The organism is Coprobacter secundus subsp. similis (assembly GCF_015097275.1).
GTDB classification, from domain to species: Bacteria; Bacteroidota; Bacteroidia; order Bacteroidales; family Coprobacteraceae; genus Coprobacter; species Coprobacter secundus.
On record NZ_AP023322.1, the window covers coordinates 2594675 to 2613209 of the forward strand.

The 18535-nt window shown below is 35.2% G+C and carries 18 protein-coding genes; 5 read left to right on the top strand and 13 right to left on the bottom strand.

What is annotated here, in order from left to right:
• Window positions 1–12: 12 nt before the first annotated feature.
• From rplD to rpsL, 6 genes are all read right to left on the bottom strand, one after another.
• Window positions 13–633 (bottom strand): 50S ribosomal protein L4, encoded by a 621-nt coding sequence (gene rplD / locus Cop2CBH44_RS10530; protein WP_021929242.1) that lies wholly within the window; start codon window positions 631–633, stop codon window positions 13–15.
• Window positions 633–1250 carry a 50S ribosomal protein L3 gene (rplC, locus tag Cop2CBH44_RS10535; protein ID WP_021929243.1) on the bottom strand — a complete coding sequence of 206 codons (618 nt, stop codon included), beginning with the start codon at window positions 1248–1250 and terminating at the stop codon, window positions 633–635. The genes rplD and rplC overlap by 1 nt, the downstream gene beginning before the upstream one ends.
• A gap of 19 nt (window positions 1251–1269) precedes the next feature.
• Complete coding sequence (gene rpsJ / locus Cop2CBH44_RS10540; RefSeq protein ID WP_021929244.1) at window positions 1270–1575, bottom strand: 30S ribosomal protein S10; 306 nt, start codon at window positions 1573–1575, stop codon at window positions 1270–1272.
• A gap of 87 nt (window positions 1576–1662) precedes the next feature.
• The gene (gene fusA, locus Cop2CBH44_RS10545) at window positions 1663–3789 is read right to left on the bottom strand and encodes an elongation factor G (RefSeq protein ID WP_021929245.1); all 2127 of its coding nucleotides are present in this window, start codon (window positions 3787–3789) and stop codon (window positions 1663–1665) included.
• A 31-nt stretch (window positions 3790–3820) separates the two neighbouring features.
• Window positions 3821–4297 (bottom strand): 30S ribosomal protein S7, encoded by a 477-nt coding sequence (rpsG, locus tag Cop2CBH44_RS10550; protein ID WP_044230412.1) that lies wholly within the window; start codon window positions 4295–4297, stop codon window positions 3821–3823.
• A 156-nt stretch (window positions 4298–4453) separates the two neighbouring features.
• A complete protein-coding gene (gene rpsL, locus Cop2CBH44_RS10555; protein ID WP_021929247.1) occupies window positions 4454–4858 on the bottom strand; it encodes a 30S ribosomal protein S12 in 405 nt (134 codons plus the stop codon).
• Between the two features lie 499 nt (window positions 4859–5357).
• Here rpsL and Cop2CBH44_RS10560 point away from each other — a divergent pair, with 499 nt between their 5' ends.
• Together Cop2CBH44_RS10560 and Cop2CBH44_RS10565 are read left to right on the top strand one after the other, a co-directional pair.
• A complete protein-coding gene (locus Cop2CBH44_RS10560; RefSeq protein ID WP_200754768.1) occupies window positions 5358–6374 on the top strand; it encodes an HpaII family restriction endonuclease in 1017 nt (338 codons plus the stop codon).
• A 5-nt stretch (window positions 6375–6379) separates the two neighbouring features.
• A complete protein-coding gene (locus tag Cop2CBH44_RS10565) occupies window positions 6380–6976 on the top strand; it encodes a ribonuclease HII (RefSeq protein ID WP_200754769.1) in 597 nt (198 codons plus the stop codon).
• Here Cop2CBH44_RS10565 and Cop2CBH44_RS10570 read toward each other — a convergent pair.
• From Cop2CBH44_RS10570 to Cop2CBH44_RS10595, 6 genes are all read right to left on the bottom strand, one after another.
• Entirely contained in the window at window positions 6943–8025 is a 1083-nt protein-coding gene (locus Cop2CBH44_RS10570) for an acyltransferase family protein (protein WP_200754770.1), read from the bottom strand. The two genes, Cop2CBH44_RS10565 and Cop2CBH44_RS10570, sit on opposite strands and share 34 nt — an antisense overlap.
• A 106-nt stretch (window positions 8026–8131) precedes the next feature.
• Complete coding sequence (locus Cop2CBH44_RS10575; RefSeq protein WP_200754771.1) at window positions 8132–9649, bottom strand: peptide MFS transporter; 1518 nt, start codon at window positions 9647–9649, stop codon at window positions 8132–8134.
• A gap of 24 nt (window positions 9650–9673) precedes the next feature.
• Window positions 9674–10096 carry a SufE family protein gene (locus tag Cop2CBH44_RS10580; RefSeq protein ID WP_021929252.1) on the bottom strand — a complete coding sequence of 141 codons (423 nt, stop codon included), beginning with the start codon at window positions 10094–10096 and terminating at the stop codon, window positions 9674–9676.
• Between the two features lie 87 nt (window positions 10097–10183).
• Entirely contained in the window at window positions 10184–11188 is a 1005-nt protein-coding gene (locus Cop2CBH44_RS10585; RefSeq protein WP_420838956.1) for a M28 family peptidase, read from the bottom strand.
• Window positions 11189–11232: 44 nt separating this feature from the next.
• Window positions 11233–12132, bottom strand: coding sequence for a S66 peptidase family protein (locus Cop2CBH44_RS10590; protein ID WP_200754773.1), 900 nt, complete (start codon window positions 12130–12132; stop codon window positions 11233–11235).
• 98 nt (window positions 12133–12230) lie between these two features.
• Window positions 12231–13238: an aspartate-semialdehyde dehydrogenase gene (locus tag Cop2CBH44_RS10595; protein WP_021929255.1), complete on the bottom strand. Its 1008-nt coding sequence runs from the start codon at window positions 13236–13238 to the stop codon at window positions 12231–12233.
• Between the two features lie 261 nt (window positions 13239–13499).
• Between Cop2CBH44_RS10595 and Cop2CBH44_RS10600 the strand changes: the two genes are divergently transcribed.
• The 3 genes from Cop2CBH44_RS10600 to Cop2CBH44_RS10610 all read left to right on the top strand — a co-directional run bounded on the left by Cop2CBH44_RS10600 (window position 13500) and on the right by Cop2CBH44_RS10610 (window position 17550).
• A complete protein-coding gene (locus tag Cop2CBH44_RS10600) occupies window positions 13500–15665 on the top strand; it encodes a cation:proton antiporter (RefSeq protein WP_021929256.1) in 2166 nt (721 codons plus the stop codon).
• A gap of 3 nt (window positions 15666–15668) precedes the next feature.
• Window positions 15669–16709, top strand: a complete 1041-nt coding sequence (locus tag Cop2CBH44_RS10605) for a helix-turn-helix transcriptional regulator (protein WP_021929257.1) — start codon at window positions 15669–15671, stop codon at window positions 16707–16709.
• Between the two features lie 79 nt (window positions 16710–16788).
• Window positions 16789–17550: a hypothetical protein gene (locus Cop2CBH44_RS10610; RefSeq protein ID WP_200754774.1), complete on the top strand. Its 762-nt coding sequence runs from the start codon at window positions 16789–16791 to the stop codon at window positions 17548–17550.
• Window positions 17551–17646: 96 nt separating this feature from the next.
• On the opposite strand, the gene Cop2CBH44_RS10615 is transcribed toward Cop2CBH44_RS10610, so the two are convergent.
• Entirely contained in the window at window positions 17647–18309 is a 663-nt protein-coding gene (locus Cop2CBH44_RS10615; RefSeq protein WP_117859765.1) for an Abi family protein, read from the bottom strand.
• Window positions 18310–18535: the final 226 nt, after the last annotated feature.

The following is an 18535-nucleotide window of genomic DNA, read 5'->3' on the forward strand; positions in this document are numbered from 1 at the left end:
GCCTCCTTTACATTAAAAATTATTAATAGCAGCTACAGAACTTTCCGTTAACAAAAGACTTTTTGCATCAAGTAATTTGTAAGTGTTTAATTCTGAAACTGTTACAACTTTCGCCTTCTCTAAATTTCGAGCTGACAAATATACGTTTTTATTTTGGTCTGCTAAAACTAAAAGAGACTTTTTATCAGCAACTTGCAAGTTTTTCATAAACTCTGCATACTCTTTAGTTTTGGGAGCTTCAAAAGAAAAGTCTTCAACTACGATAATCGCATTTTCTTGAGCTTTCAAAGATAAAGCAGATTTACGAGCCAATCTCTTAACTTTCTTATTCAATTTAAAACTATAATCTCGAGGTTTAGGGCCAAAAACACGCCCCCCACCGATCATAACCGGTGAATTAATATCGCCGCTGCGAGCACCGCCGGTACCTTTCTGCTTTTTCAACTTGCGTGTACTTCCTGAGATCTCACTTCTTTCTTTCGATTTGTGAGTTCCCTGACGCTTATTAGCCATATATTGCTTCACATCCAAATAAATGGCTTGTTCGTTAGCTTCGATACCGAAAACAGAGTCATCTAGCGTAACTTTTTTCCCTGTATCCTCACCTTTAATGTTATATACGCTCAGTTCCATTATTTCTCAATTATTACGATTGAACCTTTACTTCCTGGTACAGACCCTTTAATTAATAAAAGGTTATGTTCAGGAATTACCTTTAACACTTGGAGGTTTTGTACAGTTACCCTCTCATTTCCTGTTTGACCAGCCATACGAGTTCCTTTAAACACGCGTGCAGGATAAGAACATGCACCGATAGAACCAGGAGCACGCAAACGGTTATGCTGACCGTGAGTAGTCTGACCCACTCCACCAAAGCCGTGTCGTTTAACAACGCCCTGATAACCTTTACCTTTTGAAGTACCTACTACATCAACGAAGTCTGCACCTTCAAACAAATCTACAGAGATAACATCTCCTAATTTGTACTCTGTTTCAAAACCCTTGAACTCGGCCAAGTGTCTCTTGGGAGTTACTCCAGCTTTTTTGAAGTGTCCCATTTCTGGGTTGTTGGTATGTTTCTCTTTTTTATCCATGAAACCTACCTGCACAGCTTCGTAACCATCTTTATCGATAGTCTTTACTTGAGTAACTACACAAGGACCTACTTCGATAACAGTGCATGGAACATTTTTTCCCTCGGCACTGAAAACGGATGTCATTCCGATTTTTTTTCCTAATAATCCTGGCATTTCTCTTTAATTTTAAGAATCACACTTTAATTTCTACTTCTACTCCACTTGGCAACTCCAATTTCATAAGAGCATCTACTGTCTTAGCTGTAGAACTGTAGATATCAATTAATCTTTTATACGAAGATAATTCAAACTGCTCCCTCGACTTTTTATTCACAAAAGTCGAACGATTCACAGTGAAAATACGCTTATGTGTAGGTAGAGGTATAGGGCCACTAACTACAGCACCACTTGCTTTCACAGTTTTTACAATCTTCTCAGCCGATTTATCAACCAAGTTGTGATCGTAAGATTTTAATTTAATTCTAATTTTTTGACTCATTAGTTTTGTTATTGATTTTGATATATTAAAAAACAAAAGTAAAGTAACAAGTTAAGAGTCATTCGCTAACTTGTTACTTTTATCTCATTACAATAAATCTACTCTTCCTTGTGCTTCAGTCAAGACTGCCTTGGCAATTGATGAGCCAACTTCTGCATAGTGAGAGAAAGTCATTGTCGATGTAGCACGGCCTGAAGTGATTGTACGCAAAGCCGTTACATATCCAAACATTTCGGCCAAAGGAGCATTGGCTTTTACAATACGAGCTCCAGAACGGCTTGATTCCATTCCTTCAACTTGTCCACGACGTTTATTTAAGTCTGAAATCACATCACCCATACTTTCTTCCGGTGTCACTACTTCAATTTTCATAATTGGTTCGAGCAATACCGGAGCTGCTTTTTCACAAGCTTTCTTAAATGCCTGAATAGCACAAACCTCAAACGATAACTGGTCAGAGTCAACCGGATGATAAGAACCGTCAATTACTGTTACCTTCAATTGGTCCATCGGGAATCCAGCTAATACGCCATTTTTCATTGCAGTAGTAAAACCTTTCTGAATAGAAGGAATAAATTCACGAGGGATGTTTCCACCCTTCACTTCATCTATAAATTGAAGAGCTCCTTCAAAACCTGCATCCACAGGCTCTACTCGAACAATAATATCGGCAAATTTACCACGACCACCCGTCTGTTTCTTATAAACTTCACGAAGTTCTACAGGCTTAGTAATAGCCTCTTTATAAGATACTTGGGGACGACCTTGATTACATTCTACTTTAAACTCTCGCTTCAAACGATCGATAATAATTTCGAGATGAAGCTCACCCATACCACTAATAACTGTCTGTCCAGTTTCCTCATTTGTCTTAACAGTAAATGTGGGGTCTTCTTCTGCCAGTTTCTGTAAACCAAGCCCTAACTTATCCATATCCTTTTGAGTCTTAGGCTCAACAGCAATACCAATCACCGGATCTGGGAAGTCCATAGCTTCAAGAACAATAGGAGCATTCTCATCACATAAAGTATCACCTGTACGAATATCTTTGAACCCTACACCTGCACCAATATCACCGCAACCAATAAACTCTTTCGGATTTTGTTTATTTGAATGCATCTGGAATAAGCGAGATACACGTTCTTTTTTCCCTGAACGAGTATTCAATACATAGGAGCCTGCAGCGACTTCTCCTGAATAGACACGGAAAAAGCACAATCGTCCTACATATGGGTCAACAGCAATCTTAAAAGCTAATGCAGACATCGGTTCTGACGCAGAAGGTTTACGGTCAATTTCTTTTTCCGGATCATTAGGATCATGACCTACTACTGCCGGTGTATCTACAGGGCTAGGCAAATAAGCACAAACTGCATCAAGCAAAGTTTGAACTCCTTTATTCTTAAAAGAAGAACCACAAGTCATTGGAACAATCTGCATTGCCAATGTACCTTTTCGGATTGCAACCCTAATCTCATCCTCAGTAATTGAGGAAGGATCATCGAAATATTTTTCCATTAAAGCATCATCACACTCAGCTATCTTCTCAAGCATCTTATCACGCCACTCCTGCGCTTCATCAAGCAAATTAGCAGGAATTTCTTCTTGGCTATAATCTGCTCCCATAGTTTCATCATGCCAGAAAATAGCTTTCATTTTGATCAGATCAACAACACCTTTAAATGTTTCTTCAGCGCCAATAGGAATCTGAATAGGACAAGGATTAGCACCTAACACTTCTTTTAGCTGACGGACAACTTCAAAGAAATTGGCACCAGACCGGTCCATTTTATTGACATAACCAATACGAGGCACATTATATTTATCAGCCTGACGCCATACTGTTTCAGACTGAGGCTCAACACCACCAACCGCACAAAATGTAGCTACAGCTCCATCAAGAATACGCAAAGAACGTTCTACTTCAGCAGTAAAATCTACGTGCCCCGGAGTATCGATTAAATTAATTTTATACTTTTCATTCGCATAATTCCACCATGTAGTAGTAGCAGCAGAAGTAATCGTAATACCACGTTCTTGCTCCTGCTCCATCCAGTCCATAGTAGCAGCACCATCATGCACTTCACCAATTTTATGAGTCAATCCGGTGTAAAAAAGGATACGTTCAGACGTCGTGGTTTTACCCGCATCAATGTGGGCCATAATACCAATATTTCTGGTATATTTCAATAAATCATCAGATGATTTTGCCATCGTAATATTCCTTTGTTATTTAAAATTTCAATTAAAATCTGAAATGAGCAAATGCACGGTTAGCTTCTGCCATTTTGTGCATATCTTCTTTACGTTTGAAAGCCCCCCCCTGTTCATTATAAGCGTCAACAATCTCAGCAGCCAATTTATCTGCCATCGATTTTCCACCTCTTTTACGAGCATAGAGTATTAAATTTTTCATTGAAATAGATTCTTTACGATCAGGACGGATTTCTGTAGGAACCTGGAATGTAGCACCACCAACACGGCGAGACTTAACTTCAACTTGAGGAGTAATATTATCCAGCGCTTTCTTCCAAATTTCAAGTGACGTCTTTTCCTCATTTGCCAGTTTCGCTTTCACAGCGTCTAAAGCACTATAAAAAATAGTAAAGGCAATACTTTTTTTGCCATCATACATTAAGTGGTTAACGAATTTCGTCACCTTTACATCACTGAAGACAGGATCAGGCAATACGATCCTTTTCTTTGGTTTTGCTTTTCTCATTTTTTTTACAAAATTGTTGTTCTTGTTTTTGGTTGCTTATCACATCTTCAACAAAACCCGCCGGCTTTGTTTACTCAACCGAATAGCCTATCCCATAAACTCAAACTAGCGTTTTACACTAATTTAAAATTCTCTTTTTATTAGGCGAAAGTTTCCTTACTTCTTACCTTTTGCTGCAGGAGCTGCACCTGCTTTAGGTCTCTTTGCACCATATTTGGAGCGACGTTGTGTACGACCATTCACGCCAGCAGTATCCAATGTACCACGAACGATATGGTAACGCACACCAGGAAGATCCTTCACACGACCACCGCGAACCAATACAATCGAGTGTTCCTGCAAATTATGTCCCTCTCCTGGAATATAAGAGTTTACCTCTTTCCCATTTGTTAAACGCACCCTCGCTACTTTACGCATCGCAGAGTTAGGCTTTTTCGGAGTAGTAGTATAAACCCTCACACATACGCCACGTCTTTGCGGACATGAATCCAATGCTGGAGATTTACTTTTATCTTCCAAAACGACCCGACCTTTTCTTACTAATTGCTGAATTGTAGGCATTTTTAGAACTTTTTAATCTTTTAAATTTATAAACTTTATGTCTTTTATTTCTATGTAAAATCCGCCAAACCCAGCTATTACTTTCACATAATCAGCCAATTATGCAAAACAATAGTCTTCTTTAGCGTCAAAAACGATGCAAAGATAATTACTAAATCCTTAGTAACCAAATGAAATACAAATATTTTAGTTGTTTTTTTGCAGTTTTTTCAAATCGCAAATACTAATGAATCCGATAGGCATTATTAAAGAATCACCAAAATGAAAAATCTCAACACGTCAAATTTCACGAATAAAAACGAGAGCCATATTTTCAGATACAGCCCTCATCTTCAACTTTAAATCAAACTAAACAACAACACAACACGCGTATTCAACAAACCAAACCAAAATTAAATACACGTCTCATTCGGAAAACAATTATTACAAATCTTCATTCCGAATTCTCTTTGTTAACAAATTATCCATTATTTTTGTTCATAAACTCAATTATAACAATATGCAATTATCTGGAACCAAACAAGACTGGAGTAAAATCTATGCTCTCATACAGCTTTTATCAAAAGGAACAATAGAAAATACTGATATTCAAAAAATTATTAGAAAAGATGAATCAAGAGAAATAGTATATCATATATCTTCTGATATAATCCACATAAAGCAAGGAGAAGAGTACGTACAAATATCACGACAAGCTTGTAAAGATTTCTCTTCATTTTTATTTTCTGCCATACAAAAAAGTAATGAAAAAGAATTTATTATTCCAGAAGCAGAAACAATGTTACATACATTACGTTATAATCAGTTCTATTCAATTTCTTCAGACAAAAGAGATTTTACAATCTCACTATCTGACTCCACTCATATTCCTATCATGGTAAAATCTCGAATTCCTTACTATAAATTATTACCAGCCAATCGTGCAGCAAACATTAAATATGACATTTTAAACATAAAATTTTCCAATCCTGAAGCCAATAAAATCAATCGAATAGACAATTTGGATACAAGATTATATGAAATAAAACGTCTAGGAGGAAAGCTTAAATATACAACCACAGAAAATAAAATTTTTCTATATAATCTATCCATAATAGATTTGCATCTGCCCAAGTTATTATCTGAAATAACGCGTCTTTTTTATATTACAAAAACTTGTTCGATAAAAAAATTAATAGAAGAAATAAAACATATAAATCCATACAAAATAAAAGAAGAACTTATTTCCCAATATCAGTTTTACGAATACAAAACAATCCAATTTTTACTATCTCTTATAGATGGAATGAAACCTTCAAAAATTTATAAAGGATACGGAAATTCTTTGTCACAGCTTTTTGTACAACCAGATGGAAGTATAGCATTATTTCATAATTCTGACAAAAAATACCTGGGTAGTTTCTTACTTGATAACGCATATTTATCTATACCCGATTGCGAGTCTTATAGGTTCGGATTTATCGAAAAAGAGAATAATCAATGGTATATTAAATTAAATCTCGAAATTTTTATATAATCATCATGTTATTACCTTATATTGATCCAAATAGAATAGAAGCTGGCTGCGACGAGGCTGGCAGAGGATGCCTGGCTGGAGCTGTATACGCTGCGGCTGTAATTCTCCCTACAAATTTTAGATGTGAAGCGTTGAATGATTCTAAAAAACTTTCAGAAAAACAACGATATGCATTGCGTCCTATCATTGAAAAGGAAGCGATTTCTTGGGCTATCGGAATCGTTTCTCCAGAAGAAATAGATAAAATAAACATTCTAAATGCTTCCTTTCTAGCCATGCATAGAGCAATAGAACAATTGAAAGTCATCCCTGAACATCTTCTTATAGATGGTAATAGGTTTAAACCATACCCCCAAATTGAGCATTCTTGCATTATAAAAGGTGACGGGAAATACCTTTCCATTGCAGCCGCTTCTATTCTTGCCAAAACATATCGGGACGATTACATGCTGCAACTACATCAAACATATCCTCAATATAGATGGAACGAAAATAAAGGATATCCAACCAAAGCTCATCGTAAAGCCATCAAGGAGTATGGCACTACTCCATATCACCGCATGACATTTCAATTATTGGAACGCCAACAAAGTCTTTTCTGAACTTTTTTATAAAAGGGCAGGTGTTTCTGTAATACTGGCTTTTCTAATAAAAACCAAGATATTAATGAAATTAAAATCGTACATAGAATTGACGATATCAATGCTAAATGAATATTTATCTTATCAATACCTAACCAAACAACAAATTGTATAACTGGAAAATGGAAAAGGTATATTCCATAGGCAATATTGTCATACCTACGTAAAAATGTAAACCATTGTAAATTATAAGCAAATCCTATTAATACAACAGCAAAAGCCAAGGGCTCTACATACTTACATACTATATTATCATCTCTAAACCAGAGAACTAATATCGCCAATATAATAAAATAAAGAGCATGTTTTTGAAAAAAATCAAAATATAACAATAAAAAAGTACCTGAATAAAAATACACAAGCTGCCCTCCTACTTGACGTTTAAGAATAAGGAAAATCTCTTTTTGAGTATTTGAATACATGAAAAGAAAAAATTCATTATAAATAATAGAAAAAATAAAAATAAATAAAAAGACTGACAACCTGCCATACTTCTTCATCAAAAAATAGACAATTGGGACACTGGCATAAAGCAAAACTTCAACTTTCAAAGTCCATAGAGAACCATTTATAACTGGTACCACATTATTGGAAAAAACTCCGGGCAAAGCCGGCTCTAAAAAATTAAGAAAAGTATAATTTGCAATTAAATATTTCCATGTTTGAGTTGAAGTAATATACTCCCCAAAAGATAAGCTGGAAATTATTCCTCCTAAGAAAAAACAACATGTAATTATAAAAAAATAGGGTGGTAAAATTCTTCTAATCCGTCTATTTGTATAATGTCCTACATGCGGATTACGGATATAACTCAAAAATACTAAAAAACCACTTAGCACAAAAAAGCCATGAACAGCATCTACACTCGAGGTTGGCCAAAAACAGTTCGTATTTGTCAGGATTCCAAAATGAGCAAAAAATACAGCAAAAGAAAGATAATATCTAATAATATCGAAATTATTCTTTCCTCCTAATATATGCAATGTTTTCTCCCCTATCCAATTATGCATCAAACCTCTTATTTCTGCTTAAACACTACCTCATAAATTGTATTGATTGAGGTAGTGTTTAAGTCAATAACTTTCATATAAAGTTATTTCCAAATATTATTTTCTGCTATTTTGCAATTCGCTCTAGCCACTTTAACATAAACAACATCGTACACATTGACAACAAACAGACAGTAACAAAGACTATCCATGTCAACCATATAGGTATAGACTCATATAGGACCGCCCCTATAAACAACAATTGGTTTCCTATTGCCGTTGCACCCAACCAGCCACCTTGCATAACTCCCTGATATTGTGGGGGAGCAACTTTTGTTACAAAAGATATTCCTAATGGAGAAATATATAATTCTGCCACTGTAAGAATAAAATATGTAACCATTAATAACAATGGGGTTACTTTTATCGGAGAAGTTCCTGCCGCTATAATTTCACTATGCAAGGGCAAATGTGCCGTATAAGATCCTATTGCCATAACAATATATGCTAATGCAGCAATTCCCATACCGATTGCTATTTTTTTAGGAGTAGAAGGTTCCTTTCCCCGTGAACGCTGCCATCCGAAAACCGTCATAACCAATGGTGTCAAAAATACAACAAAGAAAGGATTCAACGATTGAAATAACTCAGCAGAAATACTCATGCCAAATAAATTCAATTGCGTATATTCCTTAGCAAAGTAGGTTAAGGTCAAACCATTTTGATGGAAAGAAAACCAAAAGAAAATAACAACACCAAATACTGCAATTAATGCATATATACGCTGACGCACTTCTTTAATATCCATCTCAACTGATGTCTTTTGTTCAGTTGATATCTCTTTAGTTTTTTCTTTTGGATCCGGAAAAACCTTTTTATTAATCAAATAAATTACTAATGATACTACCATAGCAAATATAGCAACAACAAAAGCATAATGAAAGCCTGTAGTAAATACATTTAAATAATTTGCTGCAAATCCAGAAAGATCTGTAATCGACTTACCCGAAACTTCTTGCGCTAATCGCAAAAAAGTTTCAGCGGCTTCAGGTGTAAGACTATTTTCAAGATAACCATGACAAAGAGCCGGAAGATCCGCATTATACTGAAATCCACTCCGAGCCAACCACCAATTTCGTACACCTACTGCCGCCATAGGTGCAAAAATTGCTCCTATATTAATAAACATATAAAATAATGAAAAACCAGAATCTCTCATTTTCCCATATTTTTCATTATCATACATTTGCCCTACTAATGCTTGCAAATTTCCTTTAAACAGCCCATTTCCAAAGGCTATTACAAACAAGCCTGCACAAGTAATTGTCAAGAAAAGGACTTTATTCGACACTGGAGTCGGAGATGGAATAGCAACCATCAGATATCCTAAGGCCATCACAATAATGCCCACTAATATAGTTCCTTTATAATTACGTGTTTTATCAGCTATTATTCCTCCTACAAAAGCGAGAATATAAATTGAAAAATAAAATACGGAATATATCAGACCGGCATCTTTCCCACTTAATCCAAATTTAGCTTGAAGAAACAATACCAAAATAGCCATCATAGTATAGAAACCGAAACGTTCTCCCATATTGGCAAAAGCTGCCGCTATCAGTCCTTTAGGTTGATTTTTAAACATAATGTAAGATTTAGATTATAACTTTTAATTGTTTTTCATTTTAAATGCAAGAGCATAAAGATGCATTTGTTTTACCATTGAAACTAATCCATTAGAACGAGTTGGTGATAAATGCTCTTTCAATCCTATTTTATCTATGAAATATAGATTTGCATCTAATATTTCGTCTGGAGTATGATTTGACAAAACACTAATTAGCAAAGAGACTATACCTTTTACAATGACAGCATCGCTTTCTGCTTTAAATACAATTTTACCATTTTCATAATCAGCTTGTAACCAAACCCGACTCTGACAACCTTCAATCAAATTTTCAGGAGTCTTATATTTTTCTTCCAATGGTTTTAAAGAATTTCCCAAATCAATTAATAAGGCATATTTATCCATCCAATCATCAAAAGCCGAAAATTCTTCAATTATTTCGTCTTGTTTCTCATTTATTGTCATAACTTATTGCATTTTACAGCACAATATTACACTTTTTTAAAGACATATACAACAAAAAGACAAATCCAAATCTCTTTATAAAACTATCTATTCATTATATATTATTTCCAAAACTGTCTGTCCTACAGCCTTTAAGGTTTCTTTATCTATAAAATCCATAGTGTCATCTAATGTATGCCATTGCTTACAAAATCCAGTTTCTGTATTCGGGTCATATTGGATAATATCTATGCTGGGGATACCCATCCTATTGACATATACGTGATCATCTGTTATATATCCGCCCTCTGTATTCACAAAATATTTTCCATATCCTAAGCGCTGAGCAGCAGACCAAACTTTATCGTTGATACCGCTAGCATACCGTTGAGAAAAACCTTCACGAGCAAAAATAGCATCCTTTCCACCAACCATATCTAGCAAAATTCCATAACGTGCTCGATACCCAGGTCTATGAGGACGAGCAGTCCAATATTGAGTTCCTAATGCCCAACTATTCTCATTATCTGGCCCTTCATAAAAATAAGGTTGACCATAATCTTCTGCATCAAAAAATATAATATCTATGCCTATATTGGGTAATCGCTCTCCCACCAATCGTGCAATTTCAAGAAGCACACCGACCCCACTTGCTCCATCATTTGCACCCATAATAGGCTTTTGATGATTTGCTTCATCTGGATCATTATCAGCATAAGGACGTGAATCCCAATGTGCAAATAATAATACTCTGTCTTTTTTCTCAGGAGAATATGATCCTATTATATTTTTAGCATTCAAAATTGTCCCATTATAGGCTGTAACTCTAGCTTCTTGTATAAAAACATCTGCCCCATGACGTTCCAACTCCGAAGCAAGAAACTCTGCTGTAACCCTATGAGCCGGAGTATTCGGTATTCGAAAACCAAAATCAACTTGTTGTTGCATATATTTATATGCACTATCCTCTTCAAAAGCAGGAACACTCATTTCAATTCTTTTTAACTCTTCTGACTCGGCATTCATATTTTGCTTATGAGACTGCGCACCACAACTTATAAATGAGAATATTGTTCCTCCCAATAAAGCTATTTTCAATATATCCATATTCATTACAAATCTATGTCGTAAATATAAAAATTAAATGCTAAGAATCATTATTTACCAGGCTTTAATACAACATCTCTTTCTGTTACTACCAGATTCATTTTCATACCTTCCAACATAGGCCAATTATTTTTCACATGCCCTACCGGAAAATTAAAACATACCGGATAATCGTAATCTTTTACCATACCACTTATCATTTCATATACGGTCATTCCTATCGAGAGATCTTCTTCATAGTCTGTAAATTGTCCTACTATTAGTCCAGAAAGAGATTTTAATACTCCTCCTAACTTTAGATTATAAAACATTCTTTCTAAATGATATGGGCGCTCTCCTATATCCTCAACAAAAAGAATATCTCCTTTTTTTATTTGGTCATAAGGAGTGCCCCGTAAACCTAATAAAACCGAAAGATTTCCTCCAAAAAGGGCTCCACATGCATTTCCTTGGCGATTTAACATATGTTTTCCTACTGTATAACCAGCAAAGTTTCCAAAAAGTATATCACGTAACATATTTGAAGAAATATCGTCTTTTTCTTCAGCCAAATGTTTCATCATCGGTGCATGCAAAGATATAACCCCTGCCTTTCTAAAAGCTGCATGTAGAAGTGTAATATCACTATATCCAATAAGCCATTTTGGTAAAGAGGAAATCATTCTATCTGGAATTTTCTCTAACAAATGAACTGCTCCATATCCTCCTCGACTACAAAATATGGCTTTTATATTTTCAGAAAGTAACGCACTTTTCAAATCAGAAAAACGAACATTATCATCACCAGCAAAACGTCCACGCCTACTGAGGCACGCCATACCTAATATCGGATTCAACCCCCAATCAGATAAAACATTTATTCCTTTTTTTACTATTTCTTCTTCTATCTTTCCAGACGGAGAAATAACCATTACCTTATCGCCTGCTTTCAAAAATTCAGGTACTTGCATTTTTTCTTTTTTATACAATCTATACAAAGGTAAAAAAAGAAAAACGGGGAGCAAACATTCTCTCAGTTTTCTCCCCGTTTCTTGCCTGACTATAAAATTTACAACGCATTTTCTTTTATTAAGTATTCTGCTATCTGCACAGCATTTAAGGCTGCACCTTTTTTAATCTGATCGCTCACTGCCCAGAAAGTCAACCCTTTAGGATTCGATATATCTGAACGCACACGTCCTACATATACACCATCTTTTCCAGCAATATCTAATGGCATTGGATATCGCTTATTTTCAGGTTCATCCATCAATATAACACCATCGGCCTTTGCAAAAGCTTCTTTTGCTTCCTGCACAGACACCGGGCGTTCTGTCTCAATCCAAATAGACTCTGAATGAGCCCTCATTACTGGAACCCGTACACACATTGCACTGACTTTTACATCTGAATGCATAATCTTACGTGTTTCATTATACATTTTCATTTCTTCTTTTGTATAAAGGTTGTCTGTAAAGACATCTACCTGAGGTATAACATTATAAGCCAGTTGATATACGAATTTTTCTATCGTAGGAGTTTCTCCATTAATCAGCTGTTCATACTGATGTTTAAGTTCCGCCATAGCAGCTGCACCTGCACCACTAGCAGCCTGATAAGTCGATACATGTACCGTTTTTATATGTGAAATATTCTCTATTGCTTGTAAAGCTACAACCATCTGTATAGTTGTACAATTTGGATTTGCAATAATACCACGCGGACGCATCTTAGCATCAGCCCCATTTACTTCGGGAACAACCAAAGGGATATCATCTTCCATCCTAAAAGCACTTGAATTATCTATCATTACAGCACCATATTTAGTTATTGTTTGGGCAAACTCCTTAGAGGTTCCAGCTCCGGCTGATGTAAAGACAATATCTACATCTTTAAAATCGTCATTGTGCTGGAGTTCTTTTACTATAATTTCTTTATTACGAAATGTATACAAAGTTCCAGCACTACGTTTAGAACCAAATAGCAGCAACTCGTCCAATGGAAAATTTCTCTCGTCCAACACACGAAGGAACTCTTGTCCTACTGCTCCACTTGCACCTACAATAGCTACTCTCATTTTCTCTTCAATTTAGATATTTATTATTTTTCTTGTTTATTGAGGTTCCCAAAGCCTCAAATTCATTACATTATTTGCATTATTCTCGCAAAATTAAAACATTTTGCAAGATTCCAAGCAGATAACATCAAAAATTTATATATAGGCCTTTATTATATTATAAATTGTAAGTATTCTACTCTTTTTTCATTAAACATTTTTTTCTATTTTTGTCATATAAAAAATAGAAAATCTATTCAGCAAATATAAATAACTTTAACCATGGATATAGCCAGTACTCTACCTGCACTTCCATTTACCAATCCTGTGCTAATATTCTTTATAGTACTGACCATTATCTTGTTCGCACCACTTCTACTCAACAGGTTACGCATACCTCATATTATTGGACTCATTATTGCAGGAATTATCATTGGGCCATATGGATTTGGGCTACTTGAACGAGATAGTAGCTTTCAATTATTCGGAAATGTAGGGTTATTATACCTCATGTTTCTCGCAGGGCTCGAAATGGACATCAACGACTTCAAAAAAAATAAAACTCAAGGTATTGTCTTTGGATTATATACCTTTTTAGTTCCAATGATTATAGGAACTTTTATTAGTTACTATACTCTGCACTTTAATTGGACAACTTCAATTTTATTGGCAAGTATGTATGCATCCCATACTTTAGTTGCATATCCGATAGTCAGCCGATACGGGGTAGCCAGAGAAACTTCTGTAACAACGACGATTGCAGGAACTATCATAACTGTATTAGGAGCACTTATTATCCTTGCCGTAATCGCCGGAATGGCACAAGGTAATATCAATAATGTTTTCTGGATACGGCTTACTCTATCCGTAACTGTATATACCGCATTTATCATATATGCATATCCAAGGATAACCCGCTGGTTCTTTAAAAAATACAGTGATAATGTTACACAATATATTTATGTTTTAGCTTTAGTTTTTGCAGCATCATTTCTTGCCGAAATCGCAGGCTTGGAAGCAATAATCGGTGCATTTTTCGCAGGTGTAGTTCTAAATCGTTTCATACCTGCAGTTTCTCCGTTAATGAATCGAATCGAATTTGTAGGAAATGCTCTCTTTATACCCTATTTTCTTATTGGAGTGGGTATGCTTATCGACCTTCAAGTAGTATTTAATAGTAGTGATGCAATTATTGTCGCATTAAATATGTCCATCGTAGCAACTTTGTCCAAATGGATAGCAGCATGGCTCACGCAAAAGACATTCAAACTTCCTAAAGTAGACCGAGATATGATATTTGGGCTAAGTAATGCCCAAGCGGCAGCGACATTAGCAGCTGTACTCATTGGGCACGATTTAGGTATTTTCAATACTAATGTCCTCAATGGGACTATCGTTATGATATTGGTCACCTGTACTATTAGCTCATTTGTAACAGAAAAAGCTGCAAGAAAAATAGTGACTCGACAAATGACCGAAGACCAAACTACTAACTTAGATACTGGAGAAGAAAGAATATTGATCCCCGTTGCCAATCCTGCTACTATAGAAAACTTAATTAACATAGCATTATTACTAAAAAGCCCCAAAAAGAAAAGCCCTCTCTATGCCATACATGTAACCGATGACACAAATGCAGGCGATGGTCCCGGGTTTAAAGCAAAAAATGCATTACGAACGGCAGCAAAAGTTGCCTCTTCAGCTGATACCCGGCTCGAACCTATTTATCGTTTTGATATTAATATTGCCAGTGGTATACTACACTCAATGAAAGAAAAAGATATTTCGGAACTTGTTATCGGACTACATCACAAAGCAAATATTGTAGATAGCTTTTTCGGGAACAAAACAGAATCCCTACTAAAAGGGACAAATAAAATGATATTTATCGCAAAATGCATTATACCTATCAATACAATCACCAGAATTGTCATTGCGGTACCCGAAAAAGCAGAATTTGAAACTGGATTCGTAAAATGGATAGATAGAATAGCCAATATGGCAAAACAAATAGGATGTCGAGCTATCTTCTATGCTCACCCTAGCACTATTGTACAACTAAAAGCTGTATTGAAACAAGGAGGATATCGCATTAGAAATGAATTTGAAATTCTTGAAAACTGGGAAGACATTCTTATGCTTACCGGAATAGTATTACAAGATGATTTATTTATTGTTGTTAGTGCTCGAAGAACATCTGTCTCCCATAATCCTGAGTTTGATAAGTTGCCAGGATTCTTATCTCGTTATTTTGCAGGTAATAACTTAGTTGTTCTCTATCCTGAACAATTTGGTAAAGAGAGCGAATTATTATCTTTTTTTGCAGATCCCCTCTCTATCGATGTACAAAGGCATTATACACGATTTCCAGATTTACGAACATTTCTAGGACGGTTAAAATGGAATAATAAAAAAATGTGGAAACATTTAAATCGAAAAGAAAAATAATGTATGAATATCACTAATATTTCTGACAATAATAACTCTGAATATAAAAAAAACAATAAAAGATATCTATTCCTCAATAAACAAGCCAAACTTGCTTTCTTTTATATGAGTGTTTGTTACACAGCAGGAGTAATGATTGCACTTATTTTCGATACCGGAATCAACTCCGAATTTTACACTTACGGTAATATTCTACAACTTATTGTTATAGCACTTTTACACATCCTTTCTTTTACAAAAAAAGTTTCATATAGGAAAGCTATAAATGCTTTCTTATTAATTATGTCTACAGAAGTTGCAGCTGAGATGATTTACGAGGCTACCGTGAACCTACAACAATCATCTTTATTTATACTTACTCGTCTAACCATTATGATGATTTTAACTTCCGGTGCAGTATTAGCATATCTACGTTTTTCCACATTCTACATTTCTATATTGTCAGTTGTAACTTATATTGTGAGCACAATCATTACGCAAAATATCCATCTATCCCAATATACTTATATTGTAATATTAGCTTTTTTAGGATTAGCAATTCTTGGAAATAAAATATATAACACGCTCTATTTGATCGAAGATAAGGATATATCGCTTCAAGATGAAAAAAATGAAATCATAGATTTTGCCCACCTCGGCCATCAAGACTGGAATGTGCTCATAGAAAGCCTCAAAAACAAACATATCTCCGCAGATAAAACATTATCAGTACTAAAATTAATAAATAAAAATATTTCTCAGCGTATTGCTTCACAAGCCCGTCAACTAGTCAGAGATGAGCAAATATATTCTCCCATCCTTCTTTCTCACTATCCGAACTTGACTTGTGGCGAACTTGAAGTTTGCCTTTTCATTATTCGAGGAATGACGGTTTCCCAAATTAGTGCAGCATTAAACATAACCTTATCCACTGTTACTACTATACGAAGTAATATACGAACTAAAATGAATTTACCTAAAGATATAAATCTACGTCAACATATCAACTCTGTAATCCATACACAAAATTCTTCATTTCAATTTAAAGAAGGAATAAATATATAAATGGTTATTAACGGACATTTGATTCATCTTTAACAAAAAAATTGTATTATTGCAGCCGGAAAAATAGTCATTATTACGCATGGCATATCGTTCTTATATATTTCGTTTGGGGGCAATATTCATATTATTATTGTGCCTAGTTACCGGAACCCATGCCCAATTGGGAATTGGAGGTATACCTCCAAGCTTCAAATATCCACAAACGCGCAGTTCTATTTCCGATATTCATGATATTTATGTGCCTTTTAGTATCGATGATCTTTTATCTGACGATTTATTAAACGAACAAGATGGTAATCCACCTCGTATAGCCATATTATTACCTGCAGGTCTATCTATCTCCAACAATGGAATTTGGAAAACACTACCTGGAGGAGAAAAAATTTGGCAAATACATATTTCTGCAAATAATGCTCTCGCAATAGCTCTATATTATAATAAATTTTACATACCTGAAGGCGGAAAATTATATATATACAATGCTCAACATACCCAAATACTTGGAGCATTTGATCATTACACCAATCCTAAAGGCGGAAAATTCGTAACAGAGTTCGTTGCAGGTGAAGAAGTTATCCTCGAATACGTTGCCTCCAATGAACAGTCATCTTCCGATAAACCCTGCATTGAGATTGAAGAAATCGGTTATGGATATAATCATCTCGAAATAAGAGAAGACAATGATAACACTGAAAATATTTCAGGAAGTTGCATGGTTGACATTAATTGTGAAGAAGGCCAGGAGTGGCAAGATGAAAAAAAAGGGGTATGTAAAATGATCATGAAAATAGGAACTGGTTCATACTTATGTACCGGCTCTGGGTACAGAAAGAAAGGCTAAGTAATTGATAATTTATTACTTAGCTTTTTCTTTTTGTCGGAGATGTTCCCAAATTGTTCCCAATCATCCTTATGCATTCCACCAAAGATGTGGCATTTATTTCATGCCATCTATTACTTTTAGTATAGAATCGGGCTTTTCTACCATTCGCAATACAGAATCTGAATCAAATCCCATATATTCTATATAGGTTCGTATTAACTCATAATGCTCTTTGGCATATTTTGTATCTATGGCACGTGTAGCGTTGAAGCAGATAGGTTCATGATGTGCTATTCGGTTACGAAATTCACGGATGGCAGTTAGTTGGTTGTAGATGTCTGTTTGCTTTAAACCATGCGCTTTGTTGGGGAATATTTGAAGAAGTGTTTTTCCTCCTATGCGGTAATTGCGTCTTGTAAACAGATAAGTCCAGAAACCAAATGTAAAGGAAGCTACCATCTTATCGTTGTTGTACACCCCCATATTGGTATAAGTGCGCTGTATGCGTACTATTTCGGATGCTTCCTGTTCAAGCAATCCATTGGGTCTTGCTTGGTTGATTATCCAATTATCATCATTGAAGTATTGTTTGTAGTGAGCGTTTATAGCATTGCGTAGCATTATCTCAAACATACCGATAACCCCATAAAAACGTTGGCTCAACTTGATGTTATATTGGTATAGGCGCAAGGTTTTGGCTTTTTCATAGCCACTTGCTTGTGCGTATTTATTTAATCTTGCCGGGGATAGTACCTGCAAACATTCGTCATATTTCATTTGGTATAAGTTTAAAAACAAGATTTCTCTTGCAAAAATAGAAATTAATAACTATATTTGCAAACGTAAGACCCTGTTGTCCCTGCTGAACAAGCAAACTTCAGGGTTATTGTTTTTTATATATCGGTCATAATAACAATGATGGAATGGCTCGATTTGCTTCAAAAAAGAGATTTAGAATTCATTATTTGATTCCTGTAAATTTTGTATTTTGTAATCTTCTTCT

What these genes read in the sequence shown, in the direction of transcription:
- rpsJ (WP_021929244.1), bottom strand. Translation starts at nt 1,575, where the DNA reads ATGAGTCAAAAAATTAGAATTAAATTAAAATCTTACGATCACAACTTG.
- Cop2CBH44_RS10570 (WP_200754770.1), bottom strand. Translation starts at nt 8,025, where the DNA reads ATGCATAATTGGATAGGGGAGAAAACATTGCATATATTAGGAGGAAAG.
- Cop2CBH44_RS10580 (WP_021929252.1), bottom strand. Translation starts at nt 10,096, where the DNA reads ATGACAATAAATGAGAAACAAGACGAAATAATTGAAGAATTTTCGGCT.
- Cop2CBH44_RS10590 (WP_200754773.1), bottom strand. Translation starts at nt 12,132, where the DNA reads ATGCAAGTACCTGAATTTTTGAAAGCAGGCGATAAGGTAATGGTTATT.
- Cop2CBH44_RS10615 (WP_117859765.1), bottom strand. Translation starts at nt 18,309, where the DNA reads ATGAAATATGACGAATGTTTGCAGGTACTATCCCCGGCAAGATTAAAT.
- rpsG (WP_044230412.1), bottom strand. Translation starts at nt 4,297, where the DNA reads ATGAGAAAAGCAAAACCAAAGAAAAGGATCGTATTGCCTGATCCTGTC.
- Cop2CBH44_RS10585 (WP_420838956.1), bottom strand. Translation starts at nt 11,188, where the DNA reads ATGAATATGGATATATTGAAAATAGCTTTATTGGGAGGAACAATATTC.
- Cop2CBH44_RS10600 (WP_021929256.1), top strand. Translation starts at nt 13,500, where the DNA reads ATGGATATAGCCAGTACTCTACCTGCACTTCCATTTACCAATCCTGTG.
- Cop2CBH44_RS10605 (WP_021929257.1), top strand. Translation starts at nt 15,669, where the DNA reads ATGAATATCACTAATATTTCTGACAATAATAACTCTGAATATAAAAAA.
- Cop2CBH44_RS10610 (WP_200754774.1), top strand. Translation starts at nt 16,789, where the DNA reads ATGGCATATCGTTCTTATATATTTCGTTTGGGGGCAATATTCATATTA.
- fusA (WP_021929245.1), bottom strand. Translation starts at nt 3,789, where the DNA reads ATGGCAAAATCATCTGATGATTTATTGAAATATACCAGAAATATTGGT.
- Cop2CBH44_RS10575 (WP_200754771.1), bottom strand. Translation starts at nt 9,649, where the DNA reads ATGTTTAAAAATCAACCTAAAGGACTGATAGCGGCAGCTTTTGCCAAT.
- rplC (WP_021929243.1), bottom strand. Translation starts at nt 1,250, where the DNA reads ATGCCAGGATTATTAGGAAAAAAAATCGGAATGACATCCGTTTTCAGT.
- Cop2CBH44_RS10560 (WP_200754768.1), top strand. Translation starts at nt 5,358, where the DNA reads ATGCAATTATCTGGAACCAAACAAGACTGGAGTAAAATCTATGCTCTC.
- rplD (WP_021929242.1), bottom strand. Translation starts at nt 633, where the DNA reads ATGGAACTGAGCGTATATAACATTAAAGGTGAGGATACAGGGAAAAAA.
- rpsL (WP_021929247.1), bottom strand. Translation starts at nt 4,858, where the DNA reads ATGCCTACAATTCAGCAATTAGTAAGAAAAGGTCGGGTCGTTTTGGAA.
- Cop2CBH44_RS10565 (WP_200754769.1), top strand. Translation starts at nt 6,380, where the DNA reads ATGTTATTACCTTATATTGATCCAAATAGAATAGAAGCTGGCTGCGAC.
- Cop2CBH44_RS10595 (WP_021929255.1), bottom strand. Translation starts at nt 13,238, where the DNA reads ATGAGAGTAGCTATTGTAGGTGCAAGTGGAGCAGTAGGACAAGAGTTC.